Origin of the sequence: Roseomonas sp. BN140053 (genome assembly GCF_047690175.1) — a bacterium.
Taxonomy (GTDB): Bacteria; Pseudomonadota; Alphaproteobacteria; order Acetobacterales; family Acetobacteraceae; genus Roseomonas.
The window spans coordinates 431,442-457,442 of the sequence record NZ_JBLLEB010000001.1; the positions used below are offsets into that span (position 1 = coordinate 431,442).

Sequence of the window (26,001 nt, forward strand, 5' to 3'; positions counted from 1 at the left end):
GGGAACCCGGCCTCAGCCGTCGGAGCGCGACGCGTGGAACTGCGGCAGCCCGTCGCCCAGCCGCACCCAGCCGACCCGGCTGCGAACGTGGACGTGGTCCTCGGGCGGCACGGCGTCCGGCGCGTCCAGGGTGGCCGTGGCGATGTCGATCTCCTCGGGCAGCGCGGTGCTGGCGAAGAACAGCGAGGTGCCGCAGCCGCCGCAGAAGCTGCGCCGCCCCGCCTCGCTGGACGCGAAGCGCCGCGGCTGCCCCGCGGTGATGCGCAGCGTGGCGACCGGCACGGTGAACCAGGCCACGAAGGGGGCCCCGCTGGAACGGCGGCAATCCGTGCAGTGGCAGACCGTGGAATGGAACGGTGTCCCGTCCGTTTCGAAGCGGACCTCGCCGCAGAAGCACCCGCCCTGGAGCATGTTCCGTCCTTTCCTCCCGGCGATCCCGCGTCCTGCGCCGGCGCGGCATCATCGCCGGGCAAAGGCCCGCGCGGCTACGGCCATTTCGCTCCGGGCGATGCTTCCCAGGGCAGCGGCGCTTGCCAGCCATCGCGGCGCTGGTTAGTGGCGCGGGAAGGCCGGCGCCGGGGTTCGCGCGCGGCCGAGGGTTGGGAAGGAACGTTCGGATGCCTGTTTCACGCGCGTCGTGGGTCGCCTCCGTGGCGGCCGCGTGCTGCCTCGTCACCTCCGCCGCGGCGCAGGCGCAGACCACTCTGCGCATGGTGCTGCGCAACGAGCTGGCCGGGATCGACCCGGTGGCCTCCACCGCCACCTTCGCGCGCAACCACGGCTTCCTGGTCTACGACCAGCTCTACGGGCTGGACTCCAAGGGCGAGGCGCGGCCACAGATGGTGGAGCGGCACGAGGTTTCGGCCGATGGCATGACCCACCGTTTCGTGCTGCGCGAAGGGCTCGCCTTCCATGACGGCCAGCCCGTGCGGGCGGCCGATGCCGTGGCCTCCATCCGGCGCTGGGCGCAGCGCGACGTGGTGGGCCGGGCCCTGGCCGCGGCCACGGGCAAGCTGGAGGTGGTGGACGAGCGCAGCTTCTCCCTGACCCTGTCGCGCCCCTTCGCACTGGTGGAGCAGGCCCTGGCGCGGCCCACCGCCTCGGCCCTGTTCATCATGCCCGAGCGCATCGCCCAGACCCCCGCGACGGAGCAGATCACCGACGCCACGGGCTCTGGCCCCTTCATCTTCCGGCGCGAGCTGTGGCGGGCGGGCGACCGGGCGATCTATGCCCGCAACCCGAACTACCGCCCGCGCGCCGAAGCGCCGGACGGTCTGGCCGGCGGCAAGCGGCCGGAGGTGGACGGCATCGAGTGGATCTCCATGCCCGACCCCGCCACCGCGGCCGGCGCGCTGGCCAACAACGAGATCGACTACTGGGAACTGCCGCCACCCGACCTGATCCCCCTGCTGGAAGGCAACCGGCAGATCCGGCTGACGGCGATCGACCCGGTGGGCTCGCAGGTCTGGCTGCGGCCGAACCACGGGCAGCCGCCCTTCAACGACCCGCGCGCCCGGCAGGCGCTGCTGCACGCCATCAACCAGCGCGACGTGCTGGACGCCGCCGGCATACCCGAAGCCGATCGGCGCGACTGGTGCCCGGCGTATTTCTACTGCGGCACGCCGCTGGAAACCGCCGCCGGGGCGGAAGGGCTGGAGCGACCCAACCTGGAGCGCGGCCGGACGCTGCTGCGCGAGAGCGGCTATGACGGCCGCCCGGTGGTGTTCCTGGACGCCACGGACCTGTCCACCAACCACGCCGCCACCTCCGTGCTGGCGGAAGCCTTTCGTGGCATCGGCTTGAACGTGGACGTGGTGGCCAGCGACTTCGCCACCCTGACCGCCCGGCGCAACAAGCGCGACCCGGTGGCGCAGGGCGGCTGGAACCTGTTCGTCACCGTGGGCAACGTGCTGGACGGCGGCGATCCGCTGGTCAGCCTGTACCTCGCCTCGCCCTGCCAGGGCGGCCTGGCTGGCTGGCCCTGCGACGAGCAGCTGGAACAGCTGCGCCGCGCCTGGTGGGAGGAAACCGACGCCGCTAAGCGCCGCGCGCTGGTGGACGACATCCAGCGCCGGGCCTTCGAGGTAGTGCCCTACATCAACGCCGGGCAGTTCCGCTCCCGCGCCGCCTTCCGCTCCAACGTGGAGGGCGTGCGCGCCACCACCGTGCCGGTGTTCTGGGGCGTGCGGAAGCGCTGAGGCCGGGGCGCGGGGCCGAGCGCCCCGCGTTGCCGCGGAAACCGCGCCAGCAACGGGAGGGGGAGCCCCGGCCGGGGCTCCCGTCTGGTCAGGGAACCGTCAGGCTGCTGATGGCGCAAAGGTCGAGGTTGCGGCGTTCCTCGGCGCGGCCACCCTGGAACTCGAAGCGGACGTCGTAATTGCAAGCGCCCTGCGGCAGGCGGATCGCCTGCGTCTGGCCCGGGGCGATCACGGTGTTGGCGCCCAGCCGGTCCTCGCCCCAGCTCTGCTCGGTGGTCAGGGACGCGCGCACCACCACGATGGCGTCGCGGCCGTTGTTCACCACGTTGAAGGAGGGATTGCCCTGCTGCGAGGCCGCGGCGGGACCGCCCTTGCCGCTGCTGCCGGCTGCGGCGGGCGCGTTGCCGAACACCACTTCCTGCATCTGGCAGGTGTTGATGTTGCGCCGCTCCTCGGACCGGCCGCCGTTGTAGACGACGCGCAGGTCGTTCTCGCACTGCCCGGCGGGCAGTTCGATGCGGATGGCCAGGCCGCTGGCCAGCACGTTGGCGCCCAGCCGGTCCTGGCCCCAGGTCGAAACCTGCGAGGAGGATACGTAGGCTTCCTGGATCGTCTCGGTGCCGCCGTTGCGCAGGTAGAAAGAGGGGTCATTTCCCTGCGCGGCCGCGATCCCGGAAGTCAGGCCCGACATCGCGGCAGCGAGCAGCAGGCGACGGGTGAGGGAAGCGTTCATGGGGCGTTTCTATCCTCGTCTGGTCGGGAAATGTGGCCGGGACCGGCTCGTTGCACTGTGTCACGAAATTCCGGTCCAGGTTGAGCCCCGCCGGCGCGCTGCCGCGTGCCACGGGCGGGGCCGGCCTGGTCCGGCGGCACGCTGCCCGGCGGGGCACGGCCGCAGACCGCGCCGCCCTGCCCTGCCTCAGCCCGCGAAGGGGTCGCTCATCAGGATGATGTCGTCCCGCTCCGGGCTGGTGGACAGCATGGTGACGGGCGCTTCCACCAGTTCCTCGATGCGGCGGACATACTTCACCGCCGTGGCCGGCAGCTCGGCCCAGGACCGGGCGCCGCGGGTGCTCTGCGTCCAGCCTTCCATCGTCTCGTAGACCGGCTCCGCCGCGGCCTGGGCGGCGGCGCTGGCAGGCAGGCGCTTCAGCACCTCGCCATCCACGCGGTAGCCGGTGCAGACCTTCAGCTCCTCCAGCCCGTCCAGCACGTCCAGCTTGGTCAGCACCAGCCCCTGGATGCCGCCGACCTTGACGGCTTGGCGCACCATGCAGGCGTCGAACCAGCCGCAGCGGCGCGGGCGGCCGGTGACGGTGCCGAACTCGTGGCCGCGCTCGCCCAGGGTCTTGCCGACGTCGTCGTGCAGTTCCGTGGGGAAAGGGCCGGAGCCGACGCGGGTGGTGTAGGCCTTGGCGATGCCCAGCACCGTGCCGATGGCGTGCGGGCCGATGCCGGCCCCGGCGGCGGCATTGCCGGCCACGGTGTTCGAGGAGGTCACGTAGGGGTAGGTGCCGTGGTCCACGTCCAGCATCACGGCCTGCGCGCCCTCGAACAGCACGCGCTTGCCTTCGATGCGGGCGGCGTCCAGGCGCTCCCAGGCCGGCTCGGCGAAGGGCAGCACCTTGGGAGCCAGGTCCAGCAGCCCGGCCAGCAGTTCGTCCTTGGAGAACTCGGGCGCGCCTAGGCCCCGCAGCAGCGTGTTGTGGTGCAGCAGCAGCTCGTCGAGCTTGTGGCTCAGCACCTCGTGGTCGTTCAGGTCGCACAGGCGGATGGCGCGGCGCGCCACCTTGTCCTCATAGGCCGGGCCGATGCCGCGGCCGGTGGTGCCGATCTTGCGGTCCCCCCGCGCCGCCTCGCGCGCCTTGTCCAGCGCCGGGTGCAGCGGCAGGATCAGTGGCACGTTCTCGGCGATGCGCAGGTTGTGCGGGCCGACCTCCAGCCCCTGGGCGCCGACGCGGGCGATCTCGTCCAGCAGCGCCTGCGGGTCCAGCACCACGCCGTTGCCGATGATGCCGAGCTTGCCGCGCACCACGCCGGAAGGCAGCAGGCTGAGCTTGTAGGTCTGGTTGCCCACCACCAGCGTGTGGCCGGCATTGTGGCCGCCCTGGAAGCGCACCACGATGTCGGCGCGGCTGGCGAGCCAGTCCACCACCTTGCCCTTGCCCTCGTCGCCCCACTGGGCGCCGATCACGGCGACATTGGCCATGATTCTCAGTCCTTCACGATGGGGGCGCAGGGCTCGAGCGTGCCGCCGCGCAGGATGTGGGTGCAGCGCTGGGGCTGCGCGTCGTCGCTCTCCGACAGGGCCGCGATCGTCACGTCGCCCGCGGCCCGCAGCGCCGCGGCCGCGGTGGGATCGGCGCCAAAGGGCAGGAAGACCCGCCGCGGTTCCGGCGCGCGCGGGGCGGCGCGCAGCACGGCATCGGGGTACAGGGTCAGGCCGGTGGCAGGCTCCTCGCCCGACATGTAGCGGCCGCCGCGCGCCAGCTCGCCCGTGCGGCCGGGGCCGAACACGGTGTAGGCGACGCCGGTGTGGTAGCGCAGGCCGCGGAACTCCACGGGGTCCAGGGTGATGCGCAGCCCGGGGGCGCGGGCGCGGATGGCGGCAATCACGGCGGCGGCGTTGTCGGCGATGGCGCGGGCGGCCGGCGGCAGCGCCGCCTCGGCCAGGGCGGCCAGGGCGCCGTCGGCCGGGCCAGCGGCGGCCAGCAGGCCGGGCAGGAACACGGCGGGCGGGCCGGCCGCTTCCGCGAGCTGCGTGACGGCCGCGGCGTCCTTGCGGTCCAGGGCGCGACCCAGGGCGGCGCGCTGCTCGCCGCTCAGCCCGGCGGCGTCGAGCAGGGCGGGCGACATGGCCGGCAGGGTGATGTCCAGCGCCACCTCGGCCACGCCCACGGCGGCCAGCGCCTCGATGCCCACCAGCGCCACTTCGGCATCGGCGGCGGGGCTGTCGGCGCCGATCAGTTCGACCCCGGCCTGGGGCAGCTGCCGCCCGGGGGCGAGCTGGGTCCCCCTCACCCGCAGCACTTGGCCGGCGTAGGAAAGGCGCAGCGGGCGGGGCACGCCGCGCAGCCGGGTGGCGGCGATGCGCGCGACCTGGGGGGTGGTGTCGGCGCGCAGGCCCATCATGCGCTGCGACACCGGGTCCATCAGCCGGAAGGTCTGTTCCGCCACCGCGGCGCCGGAACCGGCGAGCAGCCCTTCCTCGAATTCCAGCAGCGGCGGCTTGACCCGCTCGTAGCCGTGGGCGCCGAAGACGGCCAGCATCGCTTCCACCAGCGCGGCCTCGCGGGCGGCGTCGGGGGGCAGCAGGTCGGACAGGCCCGCGGGCAGCAATGCGGGGTTGAAGCCGTCGGCGGACATGGTTCCGGTCGCTATAGGGCGCGGCTGTGTGGCAGGGGGAGGCCGGAACGGCAAGGCCGCAAGCGGCCGGCCGGCCCGAAGCGCCGCGCGCCGCACGGGCAGGCGCGACCGATCGCGGTCCGATCCAACGCCCGAGGACGGCAACGCCGCGGCCGCGCCGGTGTTGAGATGGCATGCGGCCCTGCTTCCTGCTCCTCCTCGCCCCTTTCGCGCTGGCGGCCTGCCGCAACGACCCGGGCGAGCCTTATCTGTTCGGCTTCGGGAGCCCCGAGCGGGCCGGCGCCCTGAACGCACCCTGGGATTTCGGCCGCACCGGCCAGCTCGCCGGCCGTCCGGCCGAGGCCGCGCTGGCCGCCTTCCGGGTGGAGCAGCAGGCCCGGTCGGTGGACACGGAGCCGCTTTGGCAGGCGCCGGGGACCTCGCTGCTGCAGCCGCAGCTGCACCTGGCACGGCGGCAGATGCGGGAAGCCCTGGGCATCGCGCCCGATGTTCCGCCGGAAGCGGCGGAAACGGCGCTGTATCGCGCCACCCTGGCCCTGCGCGCGGGGGACCGCGGCGCGGCCGCCGCGGCGCTGTCCGCGCCGGGCTTCACCCTGGGCGGGGCCGGCACGCTGGCGCGGCTGGACAATTTGCCGCGGCTGCGGCTGGTGGACGAGGCGGCGCAGGCCGTGGCGCAGGCCGCGAACCCCAGTGGCCGCAGCGCGCGCCCCGGTATCCTCTAGCCGCTTCCCCGGAGCATCCGGGCGGCTTCAGGCTGCCTGACGGGCGTAGCGGGCGGTGATCTGCGCGAAGGCCCAGTCCAGCCAGGGCAGCAGCGCCTCGATCTCGGCCGTTTCCACCGTGGCGCCGCCCCAGATGCGCAGCCCGGGCGGGGCGTCCCGATAGGGGGCGAGGTCGTGGGCCACGCCCTCGGCGTCCAGCAGTGCTGCTATCTCCTTGGCAGCCTTGTTCTGCTCCGCCGGTTCCAGCCCGGCGAACCAGGGCGCAGTGATGCGCAGGCAGATGGAGGTGCAGGAGCGGGTGGCGGGGTCCTCGGCCAGGAAGCCGGCCCAGTCGCTGCGCTCCACCCAGCGGGCGATGGCCGCGAGGTTGGCTTCGGAACGTGCGATCAGCCCCGGTAGCCCGCCCACCGACTCCGCCCAGCGCAAGCCGTCGATCGCGTCCTCGACGCAGAGCATGGAGGGGGTGTTGATGGTATCGCCGGCGAAGATGCCCTCGATCGGCTTCCCGCCCTTGGCCAGGCGGAAGATCTTGGGCAGCGGGCGGTCGGGGGTGAAGGTGGAGAGACGCTCCGCGGCGCGGGGCGACAGGGCCAGCATGCCGTGCCCCGCCTCGCCGCCCAGCACCTTCTGCCAGGACCAGGTGACCACATCGAGCCGGTCCCAGGGCAGTTCCATCGCGAAGGCGGCGGAGGTGGCATCGCAGATCGCCAGCCCCTCGCGGTCCGGGGCGATCCAGTTGCCGTCGGGCACCCGCACGCCGGAGGTGGTGCCGTTCCAGGCGAAAACCACGTCGCGCGACCAGTCCACCGCGGCGAGGTCCGGCAGCCGGCCATAGGGCGCCCGCAGCACCCGCGCATCCGGCAGCTTCAGCTGGTTCACGACGTCCGTGGCCCATTCGCCGGTGAAGGACTCCCAGGCCAGCACGTCCACGCCGCGGGCGCCCAGCAGGCTCCACAGCGCCATCTCCACCGCGCCGGTGTCGGAGGCCGGCACGATGCCCAGCCGCCAGTCGTCCGGCATGCCGAGGATCGCCTTGGACCGCGCGATCACCTCCGCCAGCCGGGCATGCGGGCCCTTGGCGCGGTGCGAGCGGCCGACCAGCGCGCCCGACAGCGCCTCCAGGGACCAGCCCGGACGCTTGGCACAGGGGCCGGAGGCGAAGTTGGGATTGGCCGGGCGCCGGCTGGGCCGGGTGTCCGCTGCAGTCATGGCGGGGAGCTCCCTCGGGTGGCGGGCCCGAAACGGGAAAGGGCCGCCCGGGCACGCCCTTACGCGCCCGCACGGCCCTCGATCAATCTCCAGAGGCGGCGCCCGCGGCGCGACCGGCCGCGGGTGCCCTGCCCGGTTCAGTTCTTCGGCGTCAGGCCGAACAGCTTCTCGGCGTTGCGGAAGTTGATCTTGTCCCGGTTTTCCGGCGTCAGGTCGAGGGATTCCAGGATCGCGATGGTGTCCCGGATGTAGCCGGGGCCGCGCTCCGGATCGAAGGGCGAGTCGGAGGCGAAGAGCACCTTGTCGGCGCCGTAGTATTCCAGGCCGCAGATCGTCGCCGGGCGGGAGCCGAACACGGCAGTATCGGCGTAGAAATCCTTGAAGTAGTCGGCGGGGCGCTTCTTCAGGTTCTTCAGCACCACGGAATAGTCCTCGTCCGAGGTGCGCTTGCCCAGCTGGTCCCAGCCCGGCCCGACGCGGCCCTCGAAATACGGCACCATGGCGCCGAGGTGGTGCGCCAGCACCTTGAGGTTCGGCAGCCGGTCCATGAAGCCCGAGAAGACGAGGCGGGCCATGGCGGTGCTGGTCTCGTAGGGCCAGCCGAAGGTCCACCAGATCTCGTACTTCGACTTATCCTCGGTCTTGTAGTCCGGCATGTTGGCGCCGCGCGAGGGATGCAGCAGCACGGGCTTGTTGTGCTTCGCCGCCATCTCGAAGATCGGGAAGAAGCGTTCCTCGTCCAGCGGCGCGCCGTTGACGTTGGTGTGGATCTGCAGCCCGTTGGCGCCGGCCTGCGTGAAGGCGCGTTCGGCTTCCCGCACCGCCAGGTCGGGACCGTTCATCGGCAGCGAGGCGATATAGCCGGCGAAGCGGTCGGGGTACTTCTGCACCAGCTCGGCCATGCCGTCGTTGCCGAGCTTGGCCAGTTCCAGCACCTCCTCGGGCGTGCCGAGGCTTTCCAGCGGCGGCATGCCGAGCGACAGGATCTGCGAGTAGTCGTGCTGGCTGAACAGGTCCATCACCCGGAAGCGCTCGTCCAGGTCGAAGATGGCGGGGATGCCGCGCATCCGCTTGCCGATGTCCTGGCCCGCACCCGGCGAGGATTCCAGCTTTTCCCAGAGGCGCTTGGGAAAGAAGTGGTTGAAGGCGTCGACGTAGCGCATGGGCGGGTCCTCCCGTGGTTCGGCGGGCGGTTGTCGGCCCGTGGCGCCACGGGGGCCAGTACCGTTTGCGCGACGGTGCTGTAAGGAAAGCTTACCGCTTCCTCCCGGTGCCGTGTCCGCATGCTCCTCCGCCAGCTTCGCTGCTTCGTCGCCGTGGCGCGCACGCGCTCCTTCACCGCGGCCGCGGCCGGGCTGCACCTGTCGCAGCCGGCCCTGGGCGGCCATGTGCGGCGGCTGGAAGAACGGCTGGGCGTGGTGCTGTTCGAGCGTCACGCCAAGGGCGCCCGGCTCACCGAGGCCGGGCGTGCCTTTCTGCCCCGCGCGGAAGCCGTGCTGGATGCGGCCGAGGCGGCGGAGCGGTCGGTGGACGGGTTCCGCGCGGCGCCGCCGCGGCCGGTGTCCCTCGGGGTGACGCCGACCCCAGGGCAGGCGCTGGTGCCGGAGCTGATCCAGGCCGGGGCCGCCCCGGACGCGGCACTGCGGCTGGAACTGCGCCAAGGCCTGAGCGACGAGCTGGCGGCACAGGTCGCGGCCGGCACGCTGGACGCGGCGCTGTGCTACGACCCGGCCGCGGAAGGGCTGACGGCCACCCCGCTCTTCGCTGAGGACCTGTTCCTGGTCGGCCGCCCGGAGGTGATCGGGCCGGGCGAGGAGATCGCCCTGGCGGAGCTGCCGCGCATCCCCCTGGTGCTGGACCGTCCGCCGCACGGCACGCGCCGGCTGATCGACGCGCTGGCCGCGGCGGAGGGCGTGCGGCTGAACGTGCGGCTGGAGATCGAGCCCTCCGACATGAAGCGGGCGGTGATGCGGGCCGATGGCGGCTGCGGCAGCCTGGTGCCCTTCGGCCTGTTCCTGGACGAGATCGCCGCCGGGCGGATGCGCGCCCGCCGGGTGGTCCGCCCGCGGATTCGCCGCACCCTGTTCCTGTTGCTGCGCCGCGCCCTGCCCGCCGAGCAGGCCGCGCAACTGGCGGCGCTGCTGCGGCCGCTGGTGCAGCGCCGGATCGCCGAGGGCGCGCTGGGCTGGGAAGCCGCCGCACCCTGAGCCGCTGGCCACTCGCTTGCCGCCCTGGGTTTGCTGCCGCATGACGGCTGGCCCGAGGAGACGCCGCGCGCCGCCATGACCCGTTCCACCCTGTCCGTCCTGGTCCTGCTGGGGGCCTTCGCACTGCTGTGCTGGCTCACCCCGCACGTGGTGCTGGTGATCTTCGCGGGGGCGCTGGTGGCGGTGGGGCTGCGTTCCCTGGCGGCGCCGGTGGCCATCCATCTCGGCCTGCGCGGCGGCTGGGCCGTGCTGCTGGTGTCGCTGGCGCTGGTGCTGCTGTTCGGGGTGGCGGCCTGGGCAGTGGCCGCCCCGCTCAGCGAGCAGGCCGGCAACTTCGCCGAGTCCCTGCCCCGGACCCTGCAGTCCCTGCGCGAGCAGGTGTCCCAGTACGGGCTGGGCCGCTGGGTGCTGGAACGGGTGCATCCGGAACAGATGATCCCTTCCGCCGGCGATGCGGCCGGGCTCGCGGCGGCCGGGCTGAGCGGCGGCGTGGGCGTGCTGGGCGACATCGTGCTGGTGGTGCTGCTGGGCATCTTCCTGGCCGCGGAGCCTTCGCTGTACCGGCGCGGCGCCGTGGCACTGCTGGCGCCCGCGCTGCGGCCGGGTGGCATGTACGTGCTGGACCAGTCCGGCGCGGCGCTGCGCGGCTGGCTGATCGGCGCGATGTGCGCCATGGCCTTCAACGGCACGCTGGTGTTCCTGGGCCTCTGGGCGCTGGGCGTGCCGCTGTCCGGGCTGCTGGGCGTGATCGCCGGGCTGATGAGCTTCGTGCCCTATATCGGCGCCTTCGTGGCCGCGGTGCCGGCGGCGCTGGTGGCCCTGGGCCAGGACCCCTCGCTGCTGCCTTGGGCGCTGGGCCTGTTCTGCGTGGTGGAAGCCATTGAGGGCAACGTGCTGACGCCAATGGTGCAGAAGCACACCACCGACCTGCCGCCGGGGCTGCTGCTGGCGGCCCAGGCCCTGGCCGGGGCCTCGCTGGGCGTGCTGGGCATCATCCTGGCCGCGCCGCTGGCGGCGGTGGCGATGACGGCGATCCGCGCCGGCTACGTCGAGCAGCGGTTGGAAGGCGAGAACTGAGGAAGGAAGGCCGGGGGAGTGAACTCCCCCGGGCCCCCTCCTTTTTTCGGGAGTTTCGGGCAGCGCCATCGGCCATCGGAGCACCCCCAGACTCCCGAAAATAGAAGGGGGTCCCGGGGGATACCTCCCCCCGGCTTGTCTTTTCCCGCCGTGCCTAGCGCGGTGTCAGGATGAAGCGCACGGGACGGTCGGGCTGGGTGGTGACCAGGCCCCGCGGCACCACGGTGCCGCTGCCGAAGAACTCCAGCCGGAAGCGGCGCAGCAGGCGGGCCAGCACCACCACGGCCTCGGTCAACGCGAACTGCGCGCCGACGCAGATGCGCGGCCCGGCGCCGAAGGGCATGTAGGCGTGGCGGTGCGGCGGCGTGGCGCCCGGCAAGAAGCGGCCGGGGTCGAACACGCCGGGCCGGTCCCACAGCTTGCGGTGCCGGTGCAGCACCCAGGGCGACACGCTGACCACCGTCCCGGCGGCCACCGCGTGGTCGCCGATGCGGTCGGGTCCGCGGGCTTCGCGCACCAGCAGGAAAGCGGGCGGGTAGAGGCGCAGAGTCTCGTCCACGAAGGCGCGGGTGAAGGGCAGCGCGCGCATGCTGGCGGCGGCCTTGTCCGGCGACAGGTCGGCTTCAGCCGCCTCCGCGGCGATGCGGTCGGCATGTTCGGGCAGCAGCGCCGCCAGGTAGCAGGCCCAGAACAGCGTCACCGCCGTGGTCTCGTGCCCGGCCAGGATCATGGTCGCGATCTCGTCGCGCAGCTGCCCGCGGTCGAAGCCCTCGCCGGTTTCGGGGTCGCGCGCCGAGGCCAGCAGGTCGAACAGGTCGCGCGGCTCGTCCCTGCGGCGCGGCTGGGCTTCGCGAGCGTCGATGATGCGGTCGATCAGCCGCAGCCAGTCCTTGCGAAAGCCGGCGCGGCCGAGATCCATCGGCGAGGAGATCGTGCCCGGCAGCAGCAGGTCGAGAAAGCCCGGCTGCGCGAAGCGCGTGGCGTAGCGCACCAGCATCGCCCGCAGCTCGTCGCCGAAGCTGGACATTTCCAGCGAGAACATGGACTGCCCGGCGATGGTCAGGGCCAGATGCTGCAGGTTGCGCAGCAGCTCCACCGGCAGGCCGGCGCGGCGGTCCAGCGCGAGTTCCGCGGTTTCGCTGGCGTCCACGATGTGGCGCGCCAGCACCGGCATCACGCGGGGCGCCATGGATGGGGCGATGGTCCGGCGCTGGTGCTTCCAGGCCTTGCCTTCCGCCAGGAACAGGCCGCTGCCGAGCACCGGCTGCAGCACGCGCCGGGCGCCGACGTTGCGGCCGTAGTTCTCGTGGTTGTCCACCAGGACGTGGCGGATCGCCTCGGGGTCGTTGAGCAGGAGCTGCTCGCGCCCCAGGAAGCGTCCGGGAAGGATGGCTTCCTCGTAGGCCGCCTCTCCCCAGAGCTCGAGGGGGTTGCGGCGCAGCACCAGGAAGGCTTCGAGCTGCGTGCGCAGCCGCGTCGGCACGGGCGGCCGCGGCAGGGCCACGGTGCGGCTGGAGGAGAGGAGTTCGGCCATACGCCAGAGATGGGACGGCGCGGCCTGCGGTCCAGCATTTCCGCCGGCCGGGACCGCAGCCGGACGCGCCAGTGCCATCGGACGTCGCGGGTGCGGCCAGGGCTCCGAAACGGCGCTTCGCCTTACTTCCTTACCATCTTACTTCCTTACCGCCGCCCGCCCAGCCGACCGGTTTTTCAGAAAATAATCCTACAACTTCAGGGTGCTAGCGGTCAAGCGTGGTGATCGCCGTGGCAGATTCCGGGTTCTGTGCCACTTCTGGCGTCTTGTGCCACTTCTATCGTTTCTGCCATTCCCGGTCCGCGTAAGGGTCCGGCCGCGGGCCGTTCCGCGGCCAGGCCTAGGGCAGCGTGATCTCCGACTGCGCGTAGAGCACCGCATGGCCGCCGATGCGGACCCGGTCGCCGCGCAGCTCGCACCACAGGGTGCCGCCGCGGGCGCTGACTTGGCGGCAGACCAGGCTGTTGCGGCCCAGCCGTGCCGCCCAGAAGGGCACCAGCTCGGTATGCGCGGCGCCGGTCACAGGGTCCTCGTTGATGCCAATGCGCGCCCCGAAGTAGCGGGACACGACGTCGTAGCCGCTCTCGCCGCCGGGAGCCGTGGCGATGGTGCGGGCCACCGGGGCCGTGGCGATCAGGCTGCCGGTGCCCCGCGCCTCATGGGTATCCGGCAGCGAGGCGATGCGGACATGGTCGGGCCGCAGGTCGCGCACCACCGCGGGGTCGTCGAAGACGCAGATCCAGTCGCGCGCCTTCCAGACTTCGCGCGGCACAGCGCCCAGCGCGGTCGCGAGGCCCGGTGGCGCCCGGCTGGGCACCGGCGGCATCGCGGGGAAGTCCAGCACGTAGCGGTCGCCATCCCGCTCCACCCCGAGCAGGCCGGAGCGGGTGCGGAAGCGCATCGTGTCGGTGATGCCGAATTCCGAGGCCAGCACATGCGCGGTGGCCAGCGTGGCGTGGCCGCACAGTTCGACCTCCACGGTGGGGGTGAACCAGCGCAGGTGCCATTGCGCGCCGTGGCCAGCGGGCGCCGCGGCGCCCTCGCCCGCCGTTGGCGCGCCCTGTCCGTGTGCCGCCGCGGTGCCGCTTCCACCGTTCCCACGCGCCTCCGGCACGATGAAAGCCGTCTCGCTGAGGTTGTGTTCCGCCGCCATGGCCTGCAACAGCGCGTCGGGCAGCCAGGATTCCAGCGGCACCACTACGGCGGGGTTGCCCTCGAAGGGACGCTCCGCGAAGGCGTCCACCGTGAAGCTGCGCAGCTTCATGCCAGGGCGCGCAGCCGCTCGGGGTCCAGGGTGACGGCGTGGTTCAGCGGGCCGTGGCCGCCGCCGAAGCCGGGCGCCGCCAGGATGGCGGCCTGCACGTAGGCGCGGGCGCGGCGCACGGCCTCGCGCAGCGCCATGCCCTGGGCCAGGCCGGCGGCGATCGCGCTGGCCAGGGTGCAGCCGGTGCCGTGGGTGTGGTAAGTGTCGATGCGGCGGCCCTGCATCACCTCTACGCCGTCCTCCGTGGCCAGCAAGTCGTACACCGTGTCGCCCGGCAGGTGGCCGCCCTTCAGCAGCACCGCCGGCACGCCCAGGGTCAGCATGCTGCGCGCGGCGGCGTGCATGGCGGCCAGGTCGGGGATGTCCATGCCCGACAGCACCTCGGCCTCCGGCAGGTTGGGGGTGATGATCGCGGCGAAGGGCAGCAGGCGGCGCTTGATGGCTTCCACCGCGTCGCCGGCCAGCAGGCGGGAGCCGCCCTTGGCCACCATCACGGGGTCCACCACCAGCGGGATGCCCGCGGCCTTTTCGGCCAGGACCTCGCAGACCGCCTCCACCGTGCCGCTGTCGCCCAGCATCCCGGTCTTGATGGCGTCCGCGCCGATGTCGTCCAGGGACAGCCTGATCTGCTGCCGGATGAAGTCGGGCGGCACCGGGTGGACGCCGTGCACACCGTGGGTGTCCTGCGCGGTCAGGGCAGTGATCGCCGTGGCGGCATAGGCGCCCAGGGCGGTGATCGCCTTGATGTCCGCCTGGATCCCGGCCCCGCCGCCGGAGTCCGAACCCGCGATCACCAGCACGCGACCCTTCATGCCGCGGCCCTGGCCGGCACGGCGGCGCGGATGGCGGCCAGCAGCTGTTCCATGGTTTCGTCCAGCAGGAACTGTTCCTCCGCCTCCACCATCACCCGCAGCAGCGGTTCCGTGCCGCTGGGGCGGATCAGCACGCGGCCGCGGCGGCCCAGCTGCGCTTCGGCCGCCGCCACGGCGTCGCGCACCGAAGGGGTGGCCAGCAGGTCGCCGCCGCCGTGGCGCAGGTTGACCAGGCGCTGCGGCAGCGGCTCGAAGCGGCGGCACACCTCGCTGGCGGGACGGCCTTCCTCCACCAGCGCGGCCAGGACCTGCAGCGCCGCCACCAAACCGTCGCCGGTGGTGCCGTGGTCGCTGAGGATGACGTGGCCGGATTGTTCGCCGCCGAGGTTGCAGCCGCTCTCGCGCATGCGCTCGCCGACGTAGCGGTCGCCGACCTTGGTGCGGTGCAGGCCGATGGCCTTCTCCGCCAGCCGGCGTTCCAGCCCGAGGTTGGACATCACCGTGGCCACCACCGCCCCGCCGCGCAGCCGGTTCTGCGCCGCCCAGGTTTCCGCGATCAGGCAGAGGACCTGGTCGCCGTCGATGATGCGCCCCGCCTCGTCGCAGAGCACCAGCCGGTCGGCGTCGCCGTCCAGCGCGATGCCGAGATCGGCGCGGCGCTCGCGCACCAGCTCGCCCATGCGGCCCGGCGCGGTGGAGCCGCAGCCGTCGTTGATGTTGAAGCCGTCGGGGGCGACGCCCATGGACACCACCTCGGCGCCCAGTTCCCACAGCACGGTGGGCGCCACGCGGTAGGCGGCGCCGTTGGCGCAGTCCACGACGATGCGCAGGTTGCCCAGCGTGCGGCCCTTGGGAAAGGCCTGCTTGGCGGCCTCGATGTAGCGGCCGGCGGCATCCTCCAGGCGTGAGGCGCGTCCGAGCTTGGCCGGCGGCGCGAGGGCGGCGATGTCGCTGGCCATCAGCGCCTCGATCTCCAGCTCCTGCGCGTCGGACAGCTTGAGCCCGTCGGGGCCGAACAGCTTGATGCCGTTGTCCTCGAACGGGTTGTGCGAGGCCGAGACCATCACGCCCAGGTCGGCGCGCAGCGAGCGCGTCAGCATGGCGATGGCCGGCGTCGGCAGCGGACCCACCAGCACCACGTCCATGCCGGCGCCGACGAAGCCCGCGGTCAGCGCCGGTTCCAGCATGTAGCCGGACAGGCGCGTGTCCTTGCCGATCACCACGCGGTGCCGGTGCGCCCCGCGGTTGAAGTACAGCCCGGCCGCCTGGCCCAGGCGCAGGGCGGTGACCGCGTCCATCGGCGCGCTGTTGGCGACGCCGCGAATCCCATCCGTGCCGAACAGGCGGCGCGACGGCGGTGGGGTCAGGTGGTTCATGCGACGACGAGGAGCCCGTACCGGAAAGGGTGGATTCGTAGCCCGCGTGCCGCGCCGGGTCCATCGAAGCGGAACGGGTTCGGTGGGTCAGCCTTCGGGGCCGATGGGCGGAGGCGCCAGGGCGGTGCGCGAGGTCGTCGGACCGGTCGGGCGATGCGGCCGAGTCCGACGAGCGAAGCGGCCCCGGCGGTGGGCCGGGCGGCCTGGGAACCGGCCGAGCCTGCCGGGAAAACACGGGTCCGCCATGTCCGGGCGGTGGGTGGCGGTGCGGGAAGCGGCGGGCTGCCAGGGGTTTGCGGTGGGGAGGCCGGAGCGATCGGCCTCGGCGGCCCTGGCAGCCTGGGCGGCGGGCCTTGATCTCCCCCGTCCAGGGCGCGAACTCTCCGCCATGCTGCACCGCAGCATCGCCCCGTTCCGGAATTGCCCGTGTCCCTGCCCCTTCTTGCCCTGGCCATCGCCTCCTTCGGCATTGGTACCACCGAGTTCGTCATCATGGGGCTCCTGCCCGAACTGTCGCGCGACCTCGGCGTGGATATCCCCACGGCGGGGCTGCTGGTGTCCGGCTACGCCATCAGCGTCGCCCTGGGCGCGCCGCTGCTGGCCGTGGCCACCGGGCGGCTGCCGCGCAAGGCGGCGCTGCTGGGGCTGATGGGCATCTTCATCCTGGGTAACCTGCTCTGCGCCATCGCGCCGGGCTACGCGACGCTGATGGGCGCGCGGGTGGTCACCGCCTTCTGCCACGGCGCCTTCTTCGGCACGGGGGCGGTGGTGGCGGCGGATCTGGTGCCGCGGCATCGCCGGTCGGCCGCCATCGCGCTGATGTTTTCCGGGCTGACCCTGGCCAATGTGCTGGGCGTGCCGCTGGGGACGGCGCTGGGCCAGGTGGCGGGCTGGCGGGCGACCTTCTGGGCGGTGGTGGCGATCGGCGTGCTGGCGGCCGCGGCGCTGGCGCTGTGGGTGCCGGCCGGGCTGCCCGGCAAGCCCGCGGCGCTGCGGCGGGAGATCCGGGCGCTCGGGCACCCGCAGGTGCTTCTGGCCATGCTGATCAGCGCCCTGGCCTCGGCCAGCCTGTTCAGCGTCTTCACCTATATCGCGCCGATGCTGCGGGGCGTGACCGGCCTGCCCGACACGGCCGTCACCGGCGCGCTGCTGCTGTTCGGGCTGGGGCTGACGGCCGGCAACCTGTTGGGCGGCCGTTTGGCGGACTGGCGGCTGATGCCCTCGCTGATCGGGATCTTCGCGCTGCTGGTGGCCGTGCTGGCGGTGTTTTCCGCCACGGTGGTGGCGGTGCTGCCGGCCCTGGCGACGCTGCTGGTCTGGGGCGTGCTGGCTTTCGCGCTGGTGTCGCCCTTGCAGACGCGGGTGCTGGACCAGGCGCGCGAGGCGCCGACCCTGGCCTCCACGGTGAACCAGGGCGTGTTCAACATCGGCAACGCCTTCGGCGCCTGGTTGGGCGGCGTGGCGATCGGCTGGGGGATGGGGTACCGGGAACTGCCCTGGCTGGGGGCCGGGCTCGCCGTGGTGGCGCTGGGCCTGACGGTGTTGTCCAGCCTGATCGAGCGGCAGGAACAGGCGGTCACCGCGCCGGCGGAGTGACCGGCCCGCCGGGGATCAGGGGGGAGGCGCGCCCTCAGCCACCGCCCGGGCCAGCGCGAGGGCCTGCACGGTTTCCGCCACGTCGTGCACGCGCAGGATCGCCGCTCCGCGCGCCGCGCCCGCCAGCGCCGCGGCGAGGCTGCCGCCCAGCCTTCGCGCGGCCACGGGCTCGCCCGAGGCGCGGCCGATGAAGCCCTTGCGCGAGGCGCCCAGCAGCACGGCGCAGCCCAGGCCGTGCAGCAGGGGCAGCCGGTCCAGCAGTTCCAGGTTGTGCGCCAGGGTCTTGCCGAAGCCGAGGCCGGGGTCCACGGCGATGCGGTGCCGCGGGATGCCCGCGGCCTCGCAGGCCAGGATGCGGGCGTGCAGGAAAGCCGCGACCTCCGGCACCACGTCACCGTACTGCGCCAGGGCCTGCATGGTCCGGGGGTCGGTGCCGGGCATGTGCATCAGCACGGCGGAACAGCCGGACGCGGCCACGGTGCCGAGTGCGGCGGGGTCGTGGCGCAGGGCGGAGATGTCGTTGACCACCGTGGCGCCGGCGTCCAGCGCCGCCCGCATGGTCCGGGCGTTGCGGGTGTCCACCGACACGCAGGCGGCGGGGGCGAGATGCCGCAGCACCGGGAGGAGCCGGGCGCATTCCGTTTCGGGGTCCACGGGCTCGGCGCCCGGGCGGGTGCTTTCCGCACCGAGGTCGAGCATGTCGGCCCCGGCTGCCAGCATCGCCTCACCGGCAGCCACCGCGGCGGCCTCGGTGCCGTAGCGGCCGCCATCGGAGAAGCTGTCGGGCGTCACGTTCAGGATGCCCATCACCAGCGGCCGCCCCGGTGCGCCGGCGGCCAGCCCGGCGAAGGGCGGCAAGGGTTGCGTCAGGGCCTGGAGCATTGGCGTTTCATCGGCAGGGATCAACGAGGCCGGGACGATCCTGGCCTCCCTGCCCTGCCCCCCGACGCGCACGAGGGTAAAGGCCAGGGGACCGCCGCGCAGCCACAGGGCCTGCCCGGCCGACACCGCGGCGCGGGCCGTTTCGCCATGCAGCAGGCCCAGTGGTTCGATCCAGCCCTGCATCGTCCCGTTCTCCGTCTCGCGCTCGCCGCCGGACATGAAAAAGGGGCCCCGGAGGGCCCCTTTTCGACTTGGTTCTGCGGCCCTGGAGCCCCCGCCCGGGGACACCCGCCTGCGCGGGCGCCCCGATCCCTCACGCCCCGGAGGGCGCGGGGTTCAGCCCACCCGGGCTGGGACGCGGGTTCGGCCGGCCGGAGGTCGGGACGCTGCCGCGGCCCTGGTTCACCGGCTCGTCCGGGCGGACCCGCACGATCGGCTCGCCGCGCAGCACCTGCCGGATCTCGTCGCCCGACAGGGTCTCGTACTCCAGCAGGCCCTTGGCCAGGGCATGCAGCCCCTCGATGTTGTCGCTCAGCAGTTGCTTGGCCCGGGCGTAGGCGCTGTCGATGATCGAGCGGATCTCGCTGTCGATCGCCTGGGCGGTGGCCTCGCTCAGGTTCTTCGACTGCGTCACGGAATGGCCAAGGAAGACCTCCTGGTCATTCGAGCCGTAGGCGATCATGCCGAGCTTGTCGGACATGCCCCATTCCGTGATCATCCGGCGCGCCTGGTCGGTGGCCATCTTGATGTCGCCCGAGGCGCCGTTGGACACCTTGTCCTCGCCGAAGATCAGCTCCTCGGCGACGCGGCCGCCCATCGCCATGGCGAGTTCCGCCTTCAGCTTGGACTTGTGCTTGGAGTAGCGGTCGCCCTCCGGCAGGCTCATCACCAGGCCCAGAGCGCGGCCGCGCGGGATGATGGTGGCCTTGTGCACGGGGTCGCACTCTTCCTCGTGCATCGCCACCAGGGCATGGCCGGCCTCGTGATAGGCGGTCATGCGCTTCTCGGCCTCGCTCATCACGAGGGAGCGGCGCTCAGTGCCCATCAGCACCTTGTCCTTGGCGGCCTCGAACTCGTGCATGCCCACGGTGCGACGTGCCGTGCGGGCGGCCAGCAGCGCCGCCTCGTTCACCAGGTTGGCGAGGTCCGCGCCCGAGAAGCCCGGCGTGCCGCGCGCGATGGTCTTGGGGTCGACGTCGGAGGCCAGGGGGACCTTGCGCATGTGCACGCGCAGGATCTTCTCGCGCCCGTTCACGTCGGGGTTGGGCACCACGACCTGCCGGTCGAAGCGGCCGGGGCGCAGCAGCGCCGGGTCCAGCACGTCCGGCCGGTTGGTGGCGGCGATCAGGATGACGCCCTCGTTGCTCTCGAAGCCGTCCATCTCCACGAGCATCTGGTTCAGGGTCTGCTCGCGCTCGTCGTTGCCGCCGCCCAGGCCGGCGCCGCGGTGACGGCCCACGGCGTCGATCTCGTCGATAAAGATGATGCAGGGGGCATTCTTCTTGCCCTGCTCAAACATGTCGCGCACGCGGCTGGCGCCGACGCCCACGAACATCTCCACGAAGTCGGAGCCAGAAATGGTGAAGAAGGGCACGTTGGCCTCGCCGGCGACGGAGCGCGCGAGCAGCGTCTTGCCGGTGCCGGGGGGGCCGACCAGCAGCACGCCTTTGGGGATCTTGCCGCCGAGGCGCTGGTACTTCTGCGGGTCGCGCAGGAAGTCCACGACCTCCTCCAGCTCGCCCTTGGCTTCCTCGATGCCGGCAACGTCCTCGAAGGTGACGCGGCCCTGCTTCTCCGTCAGCAGCTTGGCCTTGGACTTGCCGAAGCCCATGGCCCGGCCGCCGCCGCCCTGCATCTGGCGCATGAAGAACACCCAGACGCCGATCAGCAGCAGCATCGGGAACCAGCTCAGCAGGTAGTGGAAGAGCGGGTTGACGTCGCTCTCCTCCGGCCGGGCCTCGACGCGCACGCCCTTGTCGGTCAGGCGCTGGACCAGCTGCGGGTCCTCGGGCGTGTAGGTGGAGAAGGTGCGACCGTCGGTCAGCTGCCCGGACACGATGCGGCCCTGGATGCGCACGTCGCGCACATGGCCGGCCGAAACCTCGGACAGGAATTCAGAATAGGCGACCTGCTGCCCGCGGGACTGGGTGCTGGCGGAGGGCTGGAACAGGTTGAACAGCGCCACCAGCAGCAGTGCCACGATGACCCAGAGGGCAAGGTTGCGGCCGAAATTGTTCACAGGGTGTTTCCGTCCTGACGCCGGGAATGCCGGCTTCCGCACAAGATAGGTAGCTCAGGGGCATTCTGGAACCTCAACCTTGCCGTTTCCTCATCTCGCCGGAAAAGCCGGGCGGCGGGGTGGGGCGGCGCGTCCCGGCGGCCAGTCAGGCGAAGGGTCCGCCGGCCGGCGAGAAGAACACACCGGGCGGTGGCCAGGGCAGCAGTTCCCCGCCCCGGCGGAGCGCGGGCATGCCGCGCAGCACCAGGGCCGGGAGGTTGCGGCGCAGGTCGCGGGGCAGGGCGGCGAGGTCGTCCCCCAGGGCGCCCAGGGTTCCGCCGGGCGTGTCCCCGGCGCAGTGCCAGCGGCCGTCCCAGCACGCGCCGGCCCTGGCGGGGATGGGTGGCGCGCAGGCCGCCGGCTCGCGGCACAGGATGCCCGCGCGCCGCTGGGCGCCGGCCAGGGTGCCGCCCCCGCGTCGCAGCAGCGCCGCCACGCCGGCCCGGGGCGGCGGGTGCACGCGGCCCGCCACGCTTCGCAGGAGGCGGGACAGGAGTTCCACGGCGATCGCGTCCCCGCCCAGCACTGCGGGGTGCAGTTCCGCCCAGCCTTCGGGGTGGAACACGGCGGCCGCGGCGGCACGGGCCAGGATCTCGGGCTCCCGCCGCTCGCGGCGGGCCGCGAAGGCGGCGGCGGCCTCGGCCAAGGCGGCGACCGCGGGCCCAGTCCCGCCGGGGTCCGCCAGGCTGCGGCGCAGGCGCACCCGGGCGAAGCGGGGGTCGTCGTTGGAGGGATCGCGCACCGGCACCAGCCCGGCGGCGGCGAGCGTGGCTTCCAGCCTTTCGGGCGGCACGTCGAGCAAGGGCCGCAGCACCAGGGCCTGGGCCGCGGGGCGCGCCGCCACCATGGCCCCGAGGCCGCGCTCGCCCGACCCGCGCAGCAGCCGGAACAGGGTGGTTTCCGCCTGATCCCCGCGATGCTGGCCCAGCAGCAGCCAGGGGGCGCCCAGCCGGTCCGCCGCGGCTAGCAGGGCGTCCAGCCGGGCGGCGCGGGCACGGTCCTGCAAGGCAGCGCCGGGTGCCAGGCCGAGGGATAATGAGTGGGTCTCGATACCCCGTGCAGTCAGCTGCGCCGCGACGGTGGCGGCTTCGGCGGCACTTTCCGGGCGCAGGCCGTGATCCGCCACCAGGGCGACGGCCCGCCCGCCGCGCGCCGCGGCCCATCGCCCGGCCAACAGCACCAGGGCGAGGCTGTGCGGCCCGCCCGAAACGCCGACGCAGAGGCACGGTGCCGGGGCGAAGGGGCCGAGCGGCGCCATGAGGGCGTCGAACTCCGCCGGGTCCAACGGCAGGGCGACGCTCGGGCTCAACATCCGCCGTCCCTCGCCACATCCTTCAGGACGGTATGCGGCGCCAGGGCGGCCGCGGGCTTGCTCAGCGGCAGCCGGCCCTTTGCCGGACCTGCTGCGCTTCCTGGGCCACCGACCCGGACAAGCGCGGGAACTCGCGGCCGAGGTCGCTGAGGGTCTGGCAGGCTTCGCGCCGGGCGCCGAAGCCGTTGAACGCCGTCGCGAGGCCGACCAGCGCCTCGGGGGCGCGGCTGGACTGGCGGTTGCGCTTGTAGGCGTCGTCATAGGCGAGCGCCGCGTTCTGGAAGTCCCGCTTGCCCACCAGCGCATCGCCCAGCAGCAGCTGCGCGTCCTGGGCCCGCGGCGAGTTGCGGGCGGACAGCACTTCGCGCGCCGCGGCTTCCGCCGCGCCGTAGTCGCGGCGGGACAGGGCGCTCTGCCCGTCCGCCAGGGCGCGTTCCGGGGGTCGCGGCGTGCTGGCCGGCGCAGCCGGGGCCGGGCCGGCCGCGGGCGGGCTGGCCGGCGTGTTGCTGCCCTGCTGCTGCCGTGGTGGCGCGGTGGGGGCACCGCCGGACGGGGCGGCGCTGCCGCCGCGCCCTTCGATCTGCTGCAGCCGGTAGTCCAGGTCGCCCTGGAGCTTGTCGACGCTCTGCTGCAGCGAGCGATTCTGGAACTCGGCCTGCTCGGCCCGGCCGCGCAGGCGGCGGGTCTCATCCTCCAGCGCGTCCACCCGCGCGAGCAGGGACGCTACCAGCTCGCTGCCGCCGCCACCCTGGCCACCACCACCCCGGCTGGGGGGCGGCAGGGAGGAGGGTCCGGAGGAATAGCCCCCGCCTCCCCCGCCGCGGCGCAGCAGTTCCAGCTCCTGCCGGAGTTGCAGGATCTGGTTCTGCAGGGTGATGCCCTCGCGGCTCTCCACCTGCGCCCGCGCACCGGGCGCGAGGGCGAGGAGGACGAGGGCGGTGGCCAGCGCGCGACGCATGGAAACCGAAACCCGCCGGATCAGCGGACCACGGTCACCGCGCGGCGGTTCTGCGCCCAGGACCCTTCGTCCGAGCCCAGGGCCGCCGGGCGGTCCTTGCCGTAGGAGATGGTCTGCACGCGGCTGCCGGCGACGCCGGAGGCCACCAGCCCGTCGCGCGCGGAATTGGCGCGGCGCTGGCCGAGGGCGAGGTTGTACTCGCGGGTGCCGCGCTCGTCGGCATGGCCTTCCACGGTCACGGCGACCTGCGGGTAGCGGCCGAGCCAGACGGCCTGCCGGGCCAGCACTTCGCGCTGGTCGCCGCGCACGGTGGACTGGTCGGTGTCGAAGAAGACGCGGTCGCCGACATTGGCCACCAGATCCTCCTGGCTGCCCGGGCGCACGGAGCCCAGGGCGCCCGTGCCGCCGGCCGAGGCACCGGCGCCGGTGGCCGCGCCGGCCTGGTCGTCGTTGCTGGAACAGGCGCCCAGCAGGGCGAGGGCCGCCACGGCCCCCAGGAGCTTCATCTGCATCGCTTCGGTCTTCCTCATGGCTTCAGTGAGCGAGTCGGTTTCTCAGGGTGGCCGTTACAGGCCGCGTTCGTTCCGGGTCAAGCAGGCCGGGATCACGACAACAAGGGCGACCAGGACGGATCGGTTGCATCCGTCGGCGTCACGACCTGCCTTTCGTTGAAGCCGGCGATGTCGATCATCGACAGCCGCGCGCCGTAGCCGCTGCCGCGGGAGTCGCGCGCCGGGCTTTCCCGGTAGAAGGCCAGCACCCGGCCGTTGGGGGCAAAGGTCGGACCCTCCATGCCCCAGCCCTCGCTGAGGATGCGCTCGCCCGAGCCGTCGGGCCGCATCACGCCGATGCCGAACTGGCCGCCGGAGATGCGGGTGAAGGCGATCAGGTCGCCGCGCGGCGACCAGACCGGGGTGGCGTAGCGGCCGCGGCCGAAGGAGATGCGGCGCGCCCCGCCGCCGCCGGCATCCATCACGTAGAGCTGCTGGTCGCCGCCGCGGTCCGAGTTGAACACGATCTGCGTGCCCTCGGGGTTGTAGCAGGGCGACACGTCCAGCCCGCCCCCCGAGGTCAGCTGCCGCTCGCGCCGCGAGCCGAGGTCCACCGCGAAGATGTTGGCGTCGCCGCCGCGCGTCTGGGACAGCACCACCGAGCGGCCGTCGGGTGAGAAGCGCGGGGAGAGCGTCATGCCCTGGAAGGAGCCCAGGACCTCCTGCCGGCCGCTGTCCAGGTTGAACAGGAAGACCCGCGGCTGGTTCTGGTAGTAGGACATGAAGGCGATCTGGCGCGCATTCGGGTGGAAGCGCGGCGTCAGCACCTGGAAGGAGCCGTCGGTCAGGAAGCGGTTGTTCTCGCCGTCCTGGTCCATGATCGCCAGGCGCCGGGTGCGGCGGTCGCGCGGGCCGGACTCGCCGACGTAGACGATGCGGGTGTCGAAGTAGCCCTTCTCGCCCAGCAGGCGCTCGTAGATCACGTCGGAGATCAGGTGGGCGATGCGGCGCCACTGGCTGGCCGGCGCGGTGAAGGCGGTGCCCTGGATCTGCTCGCCGGGGAGGACGTCCCACAGCCGGAACTCCACCCGCAGCTGACCGCCGGCATCGGCCACGCGGCCGGTGACCAGCGCCTTGGCGCCGATCACGCTCCAGTCCTGGAAGCGCGGCTGGGCGGAGGCGGCCTCGGCGCTCTGGATAAAGGCGGCGTTGTCCACCGGGCGGAACAGGCCGGAATTGCGCAGGTTGTTCTGGATCACCTGGGCGATCTGCGATCCCTGCGGCCCCGCCATCGCCGGCACGGCGATCGGGATCGGGTCGGTGCGGGCGCGCGTCACGTCCACCACGGAGGTCTGGCCGCCACCCGGCGCCGGCTGCGCCCAGGCCAGGGGGCCGAGCGAGGTGGTGGCAACGCCGGCCGCCGCAGCGCCCAGCAGCGCGGCGCGTCGTGTCAGGCGGCAGTCCATGGCCTCTCATACTCCCGATGGTGATGTGTCGAAGCGGCGGAACATCCCGTGTTCGGCGCGGGAATCAAGCCCCGCCGCTGTCACGAAGCGTCGCTGGACGGGAAACCCGCCGTCACGGCCGCTTGGCGCTGCCCGTGTTGGCGCCGCCCGGCAGGCCCGCACCGCCCCCGCCGGCGGCGAGCGGCTCCAGCTCCTCGATGCGCTGCGTGTAGAAGCCGAGCAGGCAGGCGCTGCGGGCCCGCTCCGTGCCCGGTGAACAATCGCGGTTGCGCGCGGCGGCCCAGGCCCGCTGTTCCGACACCAGGTCGCCGCCCATGCCCTGCGGGGACACCACCCGCGCGCGGGCGTAGAGCTCGGCGAGGCGGCGGTCGAGGTCGCCCAGCCGGTCAACCGAGCAGATGGTCTTCTCCACCGCGGTGCGGACGTCGCCGCAGTTGAAGCTGGGCTGCGCCCGCGCCGGCAGGGCGGCGAGCAGCAGCCCAACGGTGGCGGCCAGGGGGGTGAGCGGGTGCATCCGACGTCCTCCGGTTCAGCGCGGACCGCTTCAGCGCAGGCCGAGGTCGCGCGGGTTGAAGCGGAACTCCGTTTCGCGGATCGCTTCAAGCCTGTCGCGCGGCAGGCGCAGCGTGGCGCAGCGGGCGTCCAGCAGCGCGCGGCGGGCGGATTCGTACACCGCCCGGGCGCGCGGGTCGGAGGGGATGCCGCCGCTGCCGGGGGACACGCGGCGCACGGTGCCGCCGGCATCCACCTCGACCCGCAGGGACACGGTGATGTTGCTCAGCCCGGGGGCGCCGGCGTCGACGTTCCAGCACTCGCTGATGCCGTCGGCCAGGGCGGCCTTCTCGCCGGCCGACAGGGCGGCCGTGCCGGAGGGTGCGCCACCGCCGCGCGAGGGCGCGCCCTGCTCGGGGTTGGGCCGGGCGCGCGGGGCCTCGGTCTGCGCCCGCTGCTGGGCGCGCAGCCGCTCCAGCGTGTTCAGCACGCTGTCGCTGCGCTCGGCCGGGCGGGGCGGCGGCGGCGTGCGGCTGGTGCCGGCGTCGCGCGTCGGCTGCGGCGCCGGGGGTGTCGGCGTCGGGCGCGGGGGCGGCGGTTCCGGCCGCGGCGGCGCGGGCGGCGCCGGCGGGGTGGGCGCCGGGCGCGGCGGCGGCGGCTCCGGCCGCGGCGGTTGCGGCGGTGAGGGACGCGGCGGCGGCGGGGCCGGCGGCGGCGGCAGGGGCGGCGGTGGCGGTTCCGGGCGCGCCGGTTCCGGGGTC

At 73.3% G+C, this 26,001-nt stretch carries 23 protein-coding genes; 5 read left to right on the forward strand and 18 right to left on the reverse strand.

The features are described 5' to 3' along the window. Positions 1 to 12: 12 nt before the first annotated feature. Entirely contained in the window at positions 13 to 411 is a 399-nt protein-coding gene (locus ACLIBK_RS02035; RefSeq protein ID WP_415385529.1) for a GFA family protein, read from the reverse strand. A 206-nt stretch (positions 412 to 617) separates the two neighbouring features. Between ACLIBK_RS02035 and ACLIBK_RS02040 the strand changes: the two genes are divergently transcribed. Beyond that, positions 618 to 2,198 carry an ABC transporter substrate-binding protein gene (locus ACLIBK_RS02040; protein ID WP_415385530.1) on the forward strand — a complete coding sequence of 527 codons (1,581 nt, stop codon included), beginning with the start codon at positions 618 to 620 and terminating at the stop codon, positions 2,196 to 2,198. Between the two features lie 88 nt (positions 2,199 to 2,286). On the opposite strand, the gene ACLIBK_RS02045 is transcribed toward ACLIBK_RS02040, so the two are convergent. From ACLIBK_RS02045 to ACLIBK_RS02055, 3 genes are all read right to left on the reverse strand, one after another. Next, positions 2,287 to 2,931: a hypothetical protein gene (locus ACLIBK_RS02045; protein WP_415385531.1), complete on the reverse strand. Its 645-nt coding sequence runs from the start codon at positions 2,929 to 2,931 to the stop codon at positions 2,287 to 2,289. A 186-nt stretch (positions 2,932 to 3,117) separates the two neighbouring features. Continuing rightward, positions 3,118 to 4,407: an adenylosuccinate synthase gene (locus ACLIBK_RS02050; RefSeq protein ID WP_415385532.1), complete on the reverse strand. Its 1,290-nt coding sequence runs from the start codon at positions 4,405 to 4,407 to the stop codon at positions 3,118 to 3,120. Positions 4,408 to 4,412: 5 nt separating this feature from the next. Then, complete coding sequence (locus ACLIBK_RS02055; RefSeq protein ID WP_415385533.1) at positions 4,413 to 5,564, reverse strand: ATP phosphoribosyltransferase regulatory subunit; 1,152 nt, start codon at positions 5,562 to 5,564, stop codon at positions 4,413 to 4,415. 173 nt (positions 5,565 to 5,737) lie between these two features. On the opposite strand from ACLIBK_RS02055, the gene ACLIBK_RS02060 reads away from it, so the two are divergent. Beyond that, the gene (locus ACLIBK_RS02060) at positions 5,738 to 6,286 is read left to right on the forward strand and encodes a hypothetical protein (protein ID WP_415385534.1); all 549 of its coding nucleotides are present in this window, start codon (positions 5,738 to 5,740) and stop codon (positions 6,284 to 6,286) included. A gap of 27 nt (positions 6,287 to 6,313) precedes the next feature. Here ACLIBK_RS02060 and ACLIBK_RS02065 read toward each other — a convergent pair whose 3' ends face one another. Next, a complete protein-coding gene (locus ACLIBK_RS02065) occupies positions 6,314 to 7,495 on the reverse strand; it encodes a phosphoserine transaminase (protein WP_415385535.1) in 1,182 nt (393 codons plus the stop codon). Between the two features lie 137 nt (positions 7,496 to 7,632). Then, the gene (locus ACLIBK_RS02070) at positions 7,633 to 8,658 is read right to left on the reverse strand and encodes an amidohydrolase family protein (RefSeq protein WP_415385536.1); all 1,026 of its coding nucleotides are present in this window, start codon (positions 8,656 to 8,658) and stop codon (positions 7,633 to 7,635) included. A gap of 120 nt (positions 8,659 to 8,778) precedes the next feature. Between ACLIBK_RS02070 and ACLIBK_RS02075 the strand changes: the two genes are divergently transcribed. Together ACLIBK_RS02075 and ACLIBK_RS02080 are read left to right on the forward strand one after the other, a co-directional pair. Continuing rightward, positions 8,779 to 9,702, forward strand: a complete 924-nt coding sequence (locus ACLIBK_RS02075) for a LysR substrate-binding domain-containing protein (protein WP_415385537.1) — start codon at positions 8,779 to 8,781, stop codon at positions 9,700 to 9,702. A gap of 75 nt (positions 9,703 to 9,777) precedes the next feature. Further along, entirely contained in the window at positions 9,778 to 10,779 is a 1,002-nt protein-coding gene (locus tag ACLIBK_RS02080) for an AI-2E family transporter (RefSeq protein ID WP_415385538.1), read from the forward strand. Positions 10,780 to 10,933: 154 nt separating this feature from the next. Here the strand turns inward: ACLIBK_RS02080 and ACLIBK_RS02085 are convergent, their stop codons facing one another. The 4 genes from ACLIBK_RS02085 to glmM all read right to left on the reverse strand — a co-directional run bounded on the left by ACLIBK_RS02085 (position 10,934) and on the right by glmM (position 15,765). Beyond that, the gene (locus ACLIBK_RS02085; RefSeq protein WP_415385539.1) at positions 10,934 to 12,313 is read right to left on the reverse strand and encodes a cytochrome P450; all 1,380 of its coding nucleotides are present in this window, start codon (positions 12,311 to 12,313) and stop codon (positions 10,934 to 10,936) included. A gap of 340 nt (positions 12,314 to 12,653) precedes the next feature. Beyond that, positions 12,654 to 13,577, reverse strand: coding sequence for a PhzF family phenazine biosynthesis protein (locus ACLIBK_RS02090; RefSeq protein WP_415385540.1), 924 nt, complete (start codon positions 13,575 to 13,577; stop codon positions 12,654 to 12,656). After that, entirely contained in the window at positions 13,574 to 14,389 is an 816-nt protein-coding gene (gene thiD / locus ACLIBK_RS02095) for a bifunctional hydroxymethylpyrimidine kinase/phosphomethylpyrimidine kinase (RefSeq protein WP_415385541.1), read from the reverse strand. The genes ACLIBK_RS02090 and thiD overlap by 4 nt, the downstream gene beginning before the upstream one ends. Next, complete coding sequence (gene glmM / locus ACLIBK_RS02100) at positions 14,386 to 15,765, reverse strand: phosphoglucosamine mutase (protein WP_415385542.1); 1,380 nt, start codon at positions 15,763 to 15,765, stop codon at positions 14,386 to 14,388. The genes thiD and glmM overlap by 4 nt, the downstream gene beginning before the upstream one ends. Positions 15,766 to 16,191: 426 nt before the next feature. Between glmM and ACLIBK_RS02105 the strand changes: the two genes are divergently transcribed. Beyond that, positions 16,192 to 17,361 (forward strand): MFS transporter, encoded by a 1,170-nt coding sequence (locus ACLIBK_RS02105; protein WP_415385543.1) that lies wholly within the window; start codon positions 16,192 to 16,194, stop codon positions 17,359 to 17,361. A gap of 15 nt (positions 17,362 to 17,376) precedes the next feature. Here the strand turns inward: ACLIBK_RS02105 and folP are convergent, their stop codons facing one another. The 8 genes from folP to ACLIBK_RS02145 all read right to left on the reverse strand — a co-directional run. Beyond that, positions 17,377 to 18,426 (reverse strand): dihydropteroate synthase, encoded by a 1,050-nt coding sequence (gene folP, locus ACLIBK_RS02110; RefSeq protein ID WP_415385544.1) that lies wholly within the window; start codon positions 18,424 to 18,426, stop codon positions 17,377 to 17,379. Between the two features lie 130 nt (positions 18,427 to 18,556). Continuing rightward, the gene (gene ftsH / locus ACLIBK_RS02115; RefSeq protein ID WP_415385545.1) at positions 18,557 to 20,482 is read right to left on the reverse strand and encodes an ATP-dependent zinc metalloprotease FtsH; all 1,926 of its coding nucleotides are present in this window, start codon (positions 20,480 to 20,482) and stop codon (positions 18,557 to 18,559) included. A 145-nt stretch (positions 20,483 to 20,627) separates the two neighbouring features. After that, entirely contained in the window at positions 20,628 to 21,833 is a 1,206-nt protein-coding gene (gene tilS, locus ACLIBK_RS02120) for a tRNA lysidine(34) synthetase TilS (protein WP_415385546.1), read from the reverse strand. A 61-nt stretch (positions 21,834 to 21,894) separates the two neighbouring features. Then, positions 21,895 to 22,791, reverse strand: a complete 897-nt coding sequence (locus ACLIBK_RS02125) for a YbgF trimerization domain-containing protein (RefSeq protein ID WP_415385547.1) — start codon at positions 22,789 to 22,791, stop codon at positions 21,895 to 21,897. Positions 22,792 to 22,811: 20 nt separating this feature from the next. Then, complete coding sequence (gene pal, locus ACLIBK_RS02130; protein WP_415385548.1) at positions 22,812 to 23,303, reverse strand: peptidoglycan-associated lipoprotein Pal; 492 nt, start codon at positions 23,301 to 23,303, stop codon at positions 22,812 to 22,814. Positions 23,304 to 23,395: 92 nt separating this feature from the next. Beyond that, positions 23,396 to 24,748, reverse strand: a complete 1,353-nt coding sequence (gene tolB / locus ACLIBK_RS02135) for a Tol-Pal system beta propeller repeat protein TolB (RefSeq protein ID WP_415385549.1) — start codon at positions 24,746 to 24,748, stop codon at positions 23,396 to 23,398. 112 nt (positions 24,749 to 24,860) lie between these two features. Next, complete coding sequence (locus tag ACLIBK_RS02140; RefSeq protein ID WP_415385550.1) at positions 24,861 to 25,262, reverse strand: lysozyme inhibitor LprI family protein; 402 nt, start codon at positions 25,260 to 25,262, stop codon at positions 24,861 to 24,863. 30 nt (positions 25,263 to 25,292) lie between these two features. Continuing rightward, positions 25,293 to 26,001: hypothetical protein (locus ACLIBK_RS02145; RefSeq protein WP_415385551.1), on the reverse strand; the 709-nt coding region annotated here is incomplete at its 5' end.